Here is a 12640-nt window from a genome sequence, read left to right on the forward strand (position 1 = left end):
GATAAATTCATTATATGGCGATTTTGTCAGGTGAAAAAAGGGAAGCTTTTCATTTGAAAGTACCCCTTTTAAGATAACTCTCCAATAAACCAAATCTCTTTTTTATCGATTGCATCTTCATCATAAATGACTTCTTGAAAGTGCAACAGTTGGGCAGTAGGGCAAATTGAAATTCCCCATGTCTCCCAAAACTCAGACTCATTTGAAAGAGGGATCCACTTTTGAAATTCACTATTTCTATTAAAGAAATTATGAAAGTACCTTTCATTTTTAAATATAATAATTTGCGAATTCCACAAACTTTCTATAGAAATGAAAACAACAACTCGATATGTATGTGTATCGCTCGGTTTTATTTTTATTAAATGGTTTGCTTGATTTAATAAGGTTTGTATACATAATCGTTTTACTTTTCTAGGCGTTTTACACGAATCGATAAAAGCTTGAGAAACTGGTAAAGGCATATACCAATATTCATCGTTATAGAAAGTAGAAGGGAACGTTTTTGTATGTTCCTCAATTTGTTTTATCATAGCGTTTGTTTTTCGTTTCATCCCACGTATTTTCTTTTCATGCATTGTGAGTCATCTCCATAAATTTTTGTAATGCAGCTGAGCGAAATATGTCTTTTCTAGTAATGAAAGTAGTAGGAACTTTTTTGAAGCTATTTGGTAAAGGGTTGAATGATACGTCATGTTCATGCCCCTTCAAAATTGATTTCATCATAATCGCTACGCCCATATTTGATTTTACACATGCAAGTATGGCTTCGATTGTTCCGAATTCTAATACTCGTTTAGGCGAGATGTCTTCTTCTTGAAGCCAGTCTTCTAATAAACTTCTATAATAGCACCCGTGACTAAAAGCGAGTAAATTCATATCTTCTATGTCTTTAAGAGAAGATAAAGATTTTCTACTAATAAGAACCAATTCTTCTTCACGAAATACATTTGTATGAAGTTCAGCATACTGAGTAGAGCCAGCTATAAACGCTCCGTCTAGTTTTCGCTCTAATACAAGCTTAATTAGTTGTTCAGTCGTATTTGTTTCTAAAATCAATTCGACTTCTGGGTACTTCTCATAATAGGCCGTTAATATAGATGGCAGCCTTACCGCGGTTGTAGATTCTGTACACCCGATTTTTAAAGTACCTTTAGGATCAGTTCCATTACTTTGAACCGCTTTTATAGATTGATCCATTAAGTGGATAATTTGTTTGGCGTATGTTAATAAAATCTCGCCGTTAGAAGTTAAAGTTACACCTTTTCCGTTACGGTAAAATAAAGGCACGCCTAATTCATTTTCTAGTTGTTTCATACGCATTGTTACGCCTGATTGCACGTAGTTCAAATTTTTCGCTGCGTGAGAAATATTATTTTCCTTCGCGACCTCGTAAAATACAGTTAAATCTTTTATGTCCACGTATCATCCCTCCGAAAAGGTATCAATTTTTTTGATGGATTATATGATGAATCTTTATTTTATATGATATCAGAACTTTCATACAATGGAAGGGGGGAGGGATTATTATGTTGATTGAAGAAAGGGTGAATAGTACTAATAAATGGGTTATGTTAATTGTTGCGACGATTGCTCAAACAACAGCGACACTTATAACGTATGGTGTCGGGGTTTTCGCTTTATTTTGGAAAGAAGAATATGCACTTACGAATACGGAGAGTGGATTATTAGTAAGTGTTGTAAATATTGGACCGTTATTTTGTATGCTTTTTGTCGGTCGGCTACTTGATCAATATAATGAAAAAAGATTAATTTCTATCAGTTCATTTTTGCTAGGGAGTTCGCTTTTACTGACTAATATAGTAAATGGATTTAATGGATTATTATTTGTACTTTTATTAATGGGCATGTTTTATAGTGTTTCCCAGCCAGGAGGAAGTAAAGTGATTTTAAAATGGTTCCCAAAAGAAAATCGTGGGTTAGCGATGGGAATAAGGCAAGCTGGTATACCGATTGGTGGCGCGTTAGCGGGAGTGCTAATCCCGTTTCTAACAATACAATATAATATGACTTACGCGATAAATAGTATTGCATGCATTTGTATTATTGGAGGGCTATTATTTTTTGTGTTTTATAAAGAGCCATATGTTCAGGCAGAAGTAAGGAAAGAACATACTAAAGTTTCTTTTTGGACACAGCTAAAAGTAGTGATATGCAAAAAAGAGTTGTATCCAATTTATATGGCGGGTATTTGCATGATTTCATTACAAATGGTGTTAGTTGGACACTTCATGAAATTTTTAGTAAGGGAACAATCAATTACATCTATTGTAGCCGGAACAGTATTTTCAGTTATGTTCTTTTCTGGAATGATTGGTCGTGTTGTATTAGCAGCTATTAGTGATGTGTTTTATAAGGGGAATCGGCGCATACCTTTATTTATAACTGTCTGTGCTTCTATCGGTTTGGTTCTATTGTTAGTAATAAGTATACATACAATAACGAGTGGAGTATTGTATGGTGTAAGTGCATTGTTAGGATTCTTTTCAATTGGATGGTTTAGTCTTTTTATAGCCGAAGTTGCTGAATTGGCAAGTGAAGAATCTGTAGGAATAACAGTGAGTTTAGCGCTTACATTAAATCAAATTGCGATTATTATTGCACCTGTTTTATTTGGTTATATTGTGGATGAGAAAGGGTATGCGTATGCGTGGTTATGTATAGTAGTATTGTTAAGTATCTCGGCAGTCAGTTTATATAGAAAAAACAAAAAAATAAAAGAAAGTTAGCAATGTAAATTTTTTATGAAGAAAACATAAAGAAATGCCGAGTGAGCGACATTTCTTTTTTTATTTGTTGTATAATCAAAGTATAAATGAGATTCATTTTCAATGAAGTTCATTGCCTGTAATTTTAGCTATAATGATTTGTTTTTCTTTATCGTTATTTACATGATTTATTTTGTTTGAAAATTTTTAGTATCATTTCCTTTTAAAGTTATAATCTATTTTACTTAATATTAAATTGTAACTATATTTTATTGTAGGATAATGAAACGTCATATCATCTAAACGATTGTTTCTATCTGTGTTTTTCATCGTAACAACTCCGTTTCTTATCTTGTGTAACAAATGTTACATAATATGTTGAAATTATAGTAGGGTGCATCCGATTGTAAGGTGGAAATTTTGCAAGAAAGAAATACAATAGAGAGTAGTCAAAAACTGAATATGAGAAAAAGGAATCTAGTTCATTTAGGTGAATAATAGGTAGTATTATAAAATATTTGAAAATTAAAAGATATAGAACAGAATGGATGTACGTTAAGTGAAACTATATAAAAGAGGGTTCCTATTATGCTAAAGAAATGGTTAATCGTTTTCTTTGTTTTTGCTATTTTTTGTGGGAGTGTCGTTGCACTAATACATGCAAATAAAGGTAAGAAATATGATATAAAGGCATTTTCTAATTTAAATAGTAAGCAAAAGGACGATATGCAAGAAGTTGATGCAACTGAGAAAAAACGCTATGAAGCTGTAGCTGGAAAACTAGATCAATATTTAAAAGATAAAGGATTTAATGGGAGCGTTCTTGTAGCTAGTAAAGATCATGTGATTTTACGAAAAGGTTATGGATATGCGAATGTGAAAGATAAAGTAGTAACAACGCCAAGAACGAAATATCGTATTGGTTCTATTACGAAAACGGTCGTTGCAATATCTATTATGCAGCTAAAAGAAAAAGGGAAATTAAATATTGAAGACAATGTAAATAAGTATATTCCATCGTTTCCAGCAGATAAAAACATTACGTTACGAAATCTATTAACACACACATCTGGCTTGCCAGATCAAGGACAAGGTAGGGTGGATGCAGGGTCACGTTTAAAGTTAGTAACATGGATTGGAGCGCAAAAATTGCAATTTCCTGCAGGGACAAGCTGGAAATATACAGACTATAATTATATGGTGCTTGCATATATTGTAGAAAAAATTACGAATAAACCGCTTGCTGAATACGTCAAAGAAAATATTTTTACTTCTGCTGGCATGCATGAATCTGGAATGGGGGCGACTCTCCCAGAAGATATTTTTTTAGCAGAAGGTTATACGAGAAAAGATAATGAATTAATAGCTGCACCCCGCTTAAAAATGAACTGGTTGTATGGGTGTGGTGAAATGTATACAACTGTTGAAGATATGAAAAGATTAGATGAGGCAATAATGGATGGAAAACTGTTATCTAAACAAAGTGTATTAGATATGTTTACGGCATCAACTGCAAGAAAATATGGATTTAGTTTCTATACGTATCCAGATTATTATCATAACCACGGCGTATTGGCAGGTTGGAATACTTTTAATAATTTTAATTGGGATAAAAAAACGTTTGTCATATTATTCTCTAATGTCCAAAATGGTATGAATGATACATTTAATCAAGAGTTTAGGAAAATGGCGAATGATTTAATAGAAGGAAAATAATAATTTAAAAATCGGTATTGATATGTAATTATCAATACCGATTTTTTTGTTTGGGGATGTTCAGCTTACTGAAGAAGTAATGATGAAAGGGTGATATTAGAATAATTTTGTATAGGAAGTTAAATGATATGGATGTTAAATATAGGAAAGTTACTGTGTGAATTTTATCTATTCGTAATGAATTTATGCGGAAGATTAATTGGTAAATTTTACATCGATAAAAAAGCTTGAGCTTAACACTATGTGAAGCTTTACATTATTGGAGACAAGAACAGGAGGTTTACAAAATGAAAAAAATAGTAAAGTTTTGCTTAATGGCTACATTATCTACAACGATTATTAGTGGATGCTCTTTTGAGGGGAACAATGAAAATGCTAAAGGGAAAGGGAATGAAAAAGTAGAGGTACAGAAAACCGTCGGGAAATATACGATGTCAGATGAAAAAGATAAACATGAAGGTACATGGCTGCAATGGCCTCATGAATACACATATGGTGAAGAGTATAAGCAGGAAGTTGAACCGATTTGGGTTAAGATGGCAAGTGCTTTAACTGAGGGGGAAAAAGTCCATATTGTTGCATACGACGAGGAGGAGAAAGAGCGAATCAATAAACTTTTAATAGATAAAGGACTGAATATGGATAAAATTGATTTCTTTATCGCTCCTACTGATGATGTATGGGCACGAGATAGTGGACCAATCTTTGTTTATGACAATAATAAAAATTTGAAAATATTAGACCCGGCATTTAATGGGTGGGGAAAGAAAACGCCGTACAAAAATGATGCTCGTATACGTGAAAATGTGAGTAAACAAGCAGGAATTGAAAGAATTGATTGGGGGAAATTTGTCCTTGAAGGCGGTGCAATTGAATTAGACAGCAATGGGACGGCTTTATTAACTCGAAGTGCGGTAACAAATAAAAATAGAAATCCGGATTTATCAGAAAAGGAAATTGAAAAATATATAAGTGACCTGGGTGTGACAAACTTTATTTGGTTAGACGGAGTGCCCAATTTAGATATTACGGACTTTCATATTGATGGGTTTGCTAAATTCCATAATAAATCTACCATTGTAACGATGAAAGAAGATGACCTAGCCGAATGGGGGTTATCTAATAAAGATATGGATAAATTGTTAGATGCAAAAAATGCATCAGGACAGAAATATAAGTATGAATACTTACCTCTTAGTAAAAATAAAGTTATTTTAGAAAATGGAAAAGCTCTCGATTATAAGGGGTCATATATTAATTATTATATTGGGAATACAGTAGTATTGGTGCCTAATTATAATGATCCGAATGATAAAATCGCAAACGATACGATTCAGAAATTATATCCAGATCGTAAAGTAGTCGGTATTGATGTGAGAGAGCTTTATAAAAATGGCGGTATGATTCATTGTGTGACACAACAACAACCGATTGCATTGAAGCAATAGATTGGAATTTCGTTATGTTGCTTTTGAGACAAAATAGGTGAAATCCTAACTTTACCTATTTTGTCATTCCTAATTATTCGGAACAATAAAATTAAATATAATGATAAAAGAATTGTAGTGTGTATTCGCTTTTCGTTTTATGTAAAAAAGGAGAAAGATGTTTGTGTTAAAGAACTTAAAAATAGTATTTTCGTTTTTCCCTATCGTTCTACAGTACATTTTAAATGTAGCTTTGATTTGTTTAGGGGTTGTATTAAGTGTGTTTCTTATGAAAGAGGTCATTCAATTTATACAAGAACTGAAATTAAATGGTGAAGAAACTAGTTATCATTTAATTGATAGTATCGTCGTATTCTTTTTATATTTTGAATTTATTGTAATGATTATAAAGTATTTTCAAATGAATTTTCATTTCCCATTACGATATTTCATTTATATAGGTATAACAGCTATCGTTCGTCTCATTATTATAGATCACGATAGTCCGATAGATTCATTGTTATATGCCTGCGCGATTCTTGTACTAATTAGTGCTTTATTCATTGCAAATTCTAAAATAATGCGTCGTGATTTAGAAGAGTGAATGTTTGTTGTTTATATTTAAAAAGAGTTATATCTTTTGAGCAAAAAGGAGTAACGGTATTGAAAGAAATAATTTTAACGAGTTTCGTCATGATAGGGTTTATGATTCTACTATTTAATTGTATACTCTCGTGATTAAAAAAATAAAAAGTTAATAAGAGAAGAGGTTTTTGTAAATATGGTGCATTACAATAATCAAAATAGTTTACATCAAATATTTACATTAAAGGGAACGGTAATAAGAGATATTTTCCCACAAATTTTATTATATATATGTGTTTCAACGGTAGTAACTGTAATTCATTATTATTATGCAACAATAAAAATGAATCAAACCCCTTGGGTCATTGTTGGAGGCTCCTTAGGTTTACTATTAGTTTTTCGTACTAACACTGCCTATGATAGATATTGGGAAGGTAGAAAGTTGTTTGGCACAATTGGTGCTTGTAGTAGAAATTTAGCAGTTAGTTTTTTATGTTATTGGGATTCTGAGGGGGAAAAGACGGATCAGGAACAACTGAAATTTTTACATTTATTAATTGCTTTTCCGAAGATAGCGAAAGGACATTTGAGAGACGAAAAAGATTTATCTGAAATAAAAGAATTATTAAATGTTTGTTCTGAGAAGGAGAAGGAAATGTTGGAGCAATCTATGCATTTACCGATTAGTATCGTTCTTATGTTAAAAGCTATATTATCAAAAGGTTTGAAAATGGGTCAAATTCATCCAAATGCAATAATTAATATGGAAACGGATTTGAATAATATGCTTACGGCTGTGGGGGGATGTGATCGTATCAAAACGACACCTATTCCTTTTGCCTATTTTGCGCATATAAAAATTTTATTGCTCATATTTTGCGGGACTTTACCGATTGGTCTTGTTGATAGTCTTGGCTGGGTTACAGTACTTGCAACTATGTTTATTAGTTTTGCGTTTATTGGTATTGAAGCGATAGGCGTTGAAATTGAAGATCCTTTTGGTCAAGATCCAAATGACCTTCCGTTAGAAGGAATTTGCATAGGAGTAGAAACACATTTAGTGAATTTATATAATCAAAACAAATTATTAGAAGTAACTGATTTGAATCGTGATAAAAAAATTATCTAATCATTAATTGTGTATAAGGATGAAATATTTAATGTTGTCATGAAATGCTATAGTTTAAAACCCTGTCAAGAGTCAATTTTCCGCTCAACCACGGGTATATATTTTTTATATATATAATATTTCTCCATGCTATAATCCATTCATGAAATGTGCACGTCTCGAAAATTGTTATGAAAAGGGAAGTAGTGGGCACAGTGAAATTAGTTATTCAACCATTATTAAAAAGCGAGGTAAATATTATGGAACAAAAACATAATGGAATTATTTTTACTGCAATACCTGATAAATCAAATGAATATTATCGTCCTTTTTATGAAGACCTGATTTATTTTAATGAATATTTAAATGAAAATAAAGCATTTACTGATCAACTTATATCTTTATCTGTTGAAGAGCAAGACTTTCATACAAGCTTTTTTGAGTATGATGATATTTGGCTAAGGGATGTTGCGCCAGTTGTCACAAATCATTTAGTTAAATTTAAATATCAACCAAATTACTTACCGAAAGATCAAGCGCGATATTTAGATCAACAATTTAATAAATGGTTGAAAAAGAACGACTTTGAATATGTGAAATCTCCATTGATATTAGACGGTGGAAATCTTATTTGGAATAAAAAAGATACTGTTATATTAACGGAACGCATATTTGATGATAATTATGATTGGACGGAAGAAGAAATTATAGAGCAACTGGAATGGGATTTGGATGTGAGCCGCGTTATTATTATTCCTGCTGAAGAAGGGGACGTACTTGCACATGCAGACGGAATGGTTAAATTTATTGATGAACATACGATGTTTATTAGTGATTTTTTAGGGGATCATGAATTTAGATATAATGTTCAAGAGATTATTCAAGAGCAAATGCCAGAAGCTAAATTTATAGTTGTTCCATCGTCATATACAGAAAAGGGACAATATGATCAAGAAATAGCATCGGCAAAAGGTTTGTATATAAATATGTTAGAAACATGTGATACGATTTACGTGCCTAAGTTTGGATTAGCTAAAGATCGGGAAGTGTTACGATATATTCAACAGCATACGGAGAAACAAGCTATTCAAATTCAGGTAGGAGAAATATCAACAATGGGAGGCGCAATAAATTGTTTAACGTGGTATTGTCCTCATCATTTGTTACCTTCAAAAATGAAAAGATTGAACAATCAGAATGAAGATTTTTCAGTTAGGAAGATTTTTGATTGGTTTTAAAATAAGCATATAAGAAAATGTATTCAAGGGGTAAGTATATGTATACAATTACTGAGTTTTCGCGGATTTGTAAAATGAGTACACGGATGCTAAGGCATTATGACAAAGAGAATATATTAAAACCAGCATATGTGAACCCAGAAAATGGGTATAGATATTATGAGCAAGGGCAGTTAGAAATAGCGTTGAAAATAAAAAAGTTAAGGGAGTATAAATTCCCTCTACCGAAAATTAAAATCATTCTTCAGTCGTCAGATCAAGATTCATTTATTAAACATATGCAAGCGCAAATTATAGAGTTATCTCATGAAGTAAAACAAAATTTACAGGTTATTTCAGAAATGAATGAAATGGTAAATATGAATCATGCTTTAAATACTGCTTGCCATAGAAATTACGATATATTAATTGGAATGAGAAACGAAATAACAGTAATTGCTCAAAGGTTACAAATAGATATAGATGATATGGATGATTATTTTTATGATTTATATGAAAACGTACAAAAGAATAAATTTCAAATAGTCGGTTCGCCCTCTACAGTCTTTTATGATGAAGAGTATATTCCAAATAAGAGTGATATTGAATTAAGAATTCCGGTAATGCAAGGGAACAATAAAGATGTAGTACAAGAATATGAAATAAAAAAACTAAATCCGCATCAAATCGTTACTACTATGCATTATGGAAGTTATGACTATATAGGTTACGCTTATATAGCATTAGAAAAATGGATTGAAAGAAATGGTTATGTAATAGAGGATTCGCCATATGAGGTCTACGTAAAGGGACCTGAATGTGATTGTTTAGTAGAGGAGTATGTAACGCAAATTTGTTTTTTAGTGATGAAAATAGACTGAAGATAAGGATTGACATTAACATTATGTCAATCCTTATTCTATTTATGTAAGTAATTCATCATAATAAAAAGGAGAAAGAATATGAAAAGAACAATCATGATGATTTGTCTGATTCTAAGTATGACATGGGTATCAGCGTGTACTCCTGGAGCAGGAAAAGGTGAGAATGGTAGTTTTGTTTTACCTAAGGAGTTACCTAAAAATGTAGTGTTTAAAAATGGGACAATCTATACTTCAAATGGCAAACAAGACATTGTAGAGGCTGTAGCCGTTAAAGAAGGAAAAATTACATTTGTTGGTTCAAACAAAGATGTAGAAAGATTTATAAATGAAGATACGACAGTGGTGGATTTACAAGGACGTTTTATTCTTCCTGGTTTTGTGGACAACCATAATCATATTTTTGAAGCGAAATCACCAGCAGCAGGGAATTGTAGTGTCTCACCAGATGCTTCGCTGCAAAAACAACGCTCGTATTTAAAGGATTGTAAAAAAGATGTGAAAGATGGCGAATGGGTAAGTGGAACAGGATTTAGTTTGGAAGAGCTATTAAAAGATATGGACGAAAAAGCAGAACAACAAACGCCATTACAAGTTCTTGATGAGTTATTTCCTAATAATCCAGTATTAATTATGGAAAGAACCTCTCATTCTGTATGGGTTAACTCAAAAGCACTCGAGTTAGCTGGGATAAATAAAGATACGAAAGATCCGCAGGGTGGAAGAATCATTCGGGATCCAGAGACAAGAGAAGCTTTTGGTATTCTTTATGATACAGCTGGAGATATTGTGATGGAAAAAGCATGGAATTCTCAACCAAAACTTTTTGAAAAGAATTACGACGGTTTGTTAGACGGTTTAGATGAAGTTGCGAAGAATGGTATAACTACAGTTGGTGATGGTCGTCTGTATTGGAAACGAGGCTGGTTAGATGTTTGGAATAAAGTAAATGATGAAAAAAGGTTAACAACGCGAGTAGTACTTCGTCCATGGGTATATCCGAATTTAAATGAAGCAGAACAAATGGAGTATTTCAAAAAAATTAAGCGTGATGATGTATCATCTCGAATGCTTATTAATCAAGTGAAAATGTATAGTGATGGAATTAGCATTAACAGTACAGCTAAAACACTAGAAAAATATAAATTTGAGTGGTTTAAAGGAACCCCGTATGGCTTGAACTATATTCCAGAAGAAAAGATGAAATGGTGGTTAACTGAGCTTAACAAAATTGGTTACGGTGCACTCATTCACACAATTGGAGATGGCGGAGTAAGAGAGAGTTTAAATGCGATTGAAGCGGCGAAAAAAGAAGGTGCAAAACAGCCATATACGCTTACGCACGTGGAAATGGTAGAAGATAGTGATATAAATCGTTTTGCTAAATTAGGTATTAGCGCTGATTTCCAAGTAGGGCATGATTTTGCGGAAGATCCTAAACAAAGCTGGGCAAGTACGTATTTTACAGATCAGCAAATGAAACGAATTATGCCGTTAGGACGAATTTGGAAAACTGGTGCGAATGTATCACTTAGTAGTGATTGGGATGTAAACGAACTGAATCCACTTGTGACGATTTCGAATGCATTAAGCATTGATGACAAGGGCTTGTCTGATGTATACGCAGCTATTGATGCCTATACAATTAAGCCAGCTAAAGCATTAGGCCTTGATAACATCACGGGTTCGATTGAAGTAGGGAAATCGGCTGATATGGTATTACTAGATGACGATATTACTAAAATGAGTGTCGATAAGATTCCGAATGCGAAAGTTTTGGTGACGGTTTTACAAGGAGAAATAGTGTATCACAAGGAGAAGTGAAGAATCACCTTATAAAGTTTTTAAAAGTAAATGAATATATTCCTGTTGACCTTAACACGATGTCAAAGTTTAGACTGAACTTACATTGGAAGAAGGGGTGAACACGTATGAAAAAAAGTTTATTTTATATGCCTGCTGAGTGGGAGAAACATGAGGGGACATGGCTCCAATGGCCTCATGATAAAGCTCATAGAGGTGAAGGGTACAGAGCTAAGCTAGATGATATTTGGGTAACGATGGCAAAGGAGCTTCATTACGGAGAAACTGTTCATATTGTGGTATTTGATGAAGAAGAAAAAGTACATGTGCAATCGAAGTTAATGGAAGCGAAAGTGGATATGGATAAAATTGAATTTTTAATTGAAGAAACGGATGATGTTTGGATACGAGATAATGGACCGATCTTTGTAAAGGAAAAGGAAGGTAATCTCTGCTTAACACACTGGATATTTAATGGCTGGGGGGAGAAATATCCGTATAAAAAGGATGCTTTGATTCCGGCGAAAATAAGTGAAATGTATAGCATCCCAAAAGTTAAAGCTAGTGTCTGTTTAGAGGGCGGGGGAATAGAGATAAACGGAAATGGCACCTTAATGGCGGCAAAAACTTCTATTATAAATGAAAACCGAAATCCTACATTAAGTCAGGAAGAGATTGAAATAGAGTTAACGAAGTATTTGGGAGTAACGAATTTTATATGGATAACGGGTATTCGCGGTGAGGATAATTATGATGAAGATACGGATTACCATATTGATGGCGCAGCACGTTTTGTAAATGGAAATACAATTCTTTATGAATATGATCCTTTCGGGGAGAGTGAATCTTACCTTTTGGAGGCGTACGAAAAGCATTATCAAGAATTGAGACAAGCAAGAAATATAGATGGAAAACCATTTCAGCTCATACCAGTACCGGTGACAAGAAAAATGGTAAAAGAAGCAGACTGTAAGGGCTCATATTTGAATTTCTATATTGGAAATGAAGTTGTATTGGTTCCTATATACGGCGATGACCATGATAAGTTAGGGCTTCAAATTATTGAAGGACAGTTTCCGGGAAGAAGAATTGTCGGTATTTATGTAAATGAACTGTTTGCGTATGGTGGCATGATTCATTGCGTAACGCAGCAACATTTAGTATAAAGTAACCG

11 protein-coding genes and 1 pseudogene are annotated in these 12640 nt (G+C 33.0%); 9 read left to right on the forward strand and 3 right to left on the reverse strand.

Annotation, left to right across the window (positions count from 1 at the left end; all coding sequences use genetic code 11):
• Positions 1-68: 68 nt before the first annotated feature.
• On the reverse strand, positions 69-578 hold the full coding sequence (locus tag FH036_RS00200; protein WP_048550291.1) for a DUF3916 domain-containing protein: 510 nt from the start codon (positions 576-578) through the stop codon (positions 69-71).
• Entirely contained in the window at positions 571-1422 is an 852-nt protein-coding gene (locus FH036_RS00205) for a LysR family transcriptional regulator (protein ID WP_139895125.1), read from the reverse strand. The genes FH036_RS00200 and FH036_RS00205 overlap by 8 nt, the downstream gene beginning before the upstream one ends.
• A gap of 107 nt (positions 1423-1529) precedes the next feature.
• On the opposite strand from FH036_RS00205, the gene FH036_RS00210 reads away from it, so the two are divergent.
• A complete protein-coding gene (locus FH036_RS00210; protein ID WP_139895126.1) occupies positions 1530-2750 on the forward strand; it encodes an MFS transporter in 1221 nt (406 codons plus the stop codon).
• A gap of 99 nt (positions 2751-2849) precedes the next feature.
• Here the strand turns inward: FH036_RS00210 and FH036_RS27305 are convergent.
• Positions 2850-3059, reverse strand: a pseudogene (locus FH036_RS27305) (hypothetical protein).
• A 258-nt stretch (positions 3060-3317) separates the two neighbouring features.
• Here FH036_RS27305 and FH036_RS00220 point away from each other — a divergent pair.
• From FH036_RS00220 to FH036_RS00255, 8 genes are all read left to right on the forward strand, one after another.
• On the forward strand, positions 3318-4445 hold the full coding sequence (locus FH036_RS00220) for a serine hydrolase domain-containing protein (protein ID WP_139895127.1): 1128 nt from the start codon (positions 3318-3320) through the stop codon (positions 4443-4445).
• A 287-nt stretch (positions 4446-4732) separates the two neighbouring features.
• Complete coding sequence (locus FH036_RS00225; protein WP_139895128.1) at positions 4733-5893, forward strand: agmatine deiminase family protein; 1161 nt, start codon at positions 4733-4735, stop codon at positions 5891-5893.
• A gap of 163 nt (positions 5894-6056) precedes the next feature.
• Complete coding sequence (psiE, locus tag FH036_RS00230; RefSeq protein ID WP_139895129.1) at positions 6057-6476, forward strand: phosphate-starvation-inducible protein PsiE; 420 nt, start codon at positions 6057-6059, stop codon at positions 6474-6476.
• Positions 6477-6653: 177 nt separating this feature from the next.
• The gene (locus tag FH036_RS00235) at positions 6654-7586 is read left to right on the forward strand and encodes a bestrophin family protein (protein ID WP_098298604.1); all 933 of its coding nucleotides are present in this window, start codon (positions 6654-6656) and stop codon (positions 7584-7586) included.
• A 239-nt stretch (positions 7587-7825) separates the two neighbouring features.
• Positions 7826-8803: an agmatine deiminase family protein gene (locus tag FH036_RS00240; RefSeq protein ID WP_098298626.1), complete on the forward strand. Its 978-nt coding sequence runs from the start codon at positions 7826-7828 to the stop codon at positions 8801-8803.
• Positions 8804-8841: 38 nt separating this feature from the next.
• Complete coding sequence (locus tag FH036_RS00245; protein ID WP_139895130.1) at positions 8842-9663, forward strand: MerR family transcriptional regulator; 822 nt, start codon at positions 8842-8844, stop codon at positions 9661-9663.
• 81 nt (positions 9664-9744) lie between these two features.
• Positions 9745-11487, forward strand: a complete 1743-nt coding sequence (locus FH036_RS00250) for an amidohydrolase (RefSeq protein ID WP_097851418.1) — start codon at positions 9745-9747, stop codon at positions 11485-11487.
• Between the two features lie 107 nt (positions 11488-11594).
• A complete protein-coding gene (locus FH036_RS00255; protein ID WP_139895131.1) occupies positions 11595-12632 on the forward strand; it encodes an agmatine deiminase family protein in 1038 nt (345 codons plus the stop codon).
• Positions 12633-12640: the final 8 nt, after the last annotated feature.

Origin of the sequence: Bacillus sp. CD3-5 (assembly GCF_006349665.1) — a bacterium.
Taxonomy (GTDB): Bacteria; Bacillota; Bacilli; order Bacillales; family Bacillaceae_G; genus Bacillus_A; species Bacillus_A paranthracis.

What these genes read in the sequence shown, in the direction of transcription:
- FH036_RS00200 (WP_048550291.1), bottom strand. Translation starts at nt 578, where the DNA reads ATGCATGAAAAGAAAATACGTGGGATGAAACGAAAAACAAACGCTATG.
- FH036_RS00210 (WP_139895126.1), top strand. Translation starts at nt 1,530, where the DNA reads ATGTTGATTGAAGAAAGGGTGAATAGTACTAATAAATGGGTTATGTTA.
- FH036_RS00220 (WP_139895127.1), top strand. Translation starts at nt 3,318, where the DNA reads ATGCTAAAGAAATGGTTAATCGTTTTCTTTGTTTTTGCTATTTTTTGT.
- FH036_RS00225 (WP_139895128.1), top strand. Translation starts at nt 4,733, where the DNA reads ATGAAAAAAATAGTAAAGTTTTGCTTAATGGCTACATTATCTACAACG.
- FH036_RS00235 (WP_098298604.1), top strand. Translation starts at nt 6,654, where the DNA reads ATGGTGCATTACAATAATCAAAATAGTTTACATCAAATATTTACATTA.
- FH036_RS00240 (WP_098298626.1), top strand. Translation starts at nt 7,826, where the DNA reads ATGGAACAAAAACATAATGGAATTATTTTTACTGCAATACCTGATAAA.
- FH036_RS00245 (WP_139895130.1), top strand. Translation starts at nt 8,842, where the DNA reads ATGTATACAATTACTGAGTTTTCGCGGATTTGTAAAATGAGTACACGG.
- FH036_RS00250 (WP_097851418.1), top strand. Translation starts at nt 9,745, where the DNA reads ATGAAAAGAACAATCATGATGATTTGTCTGATTCTAAGTATGACATGG.
- FH036_RS00255 (WP_139895131.1), top strand. Translation starts at nt 11,595, where the DNA reads ATGAAAAAAAGTTTATTTTATATGCCTGCTGAGTGGGAGAAACATGAG.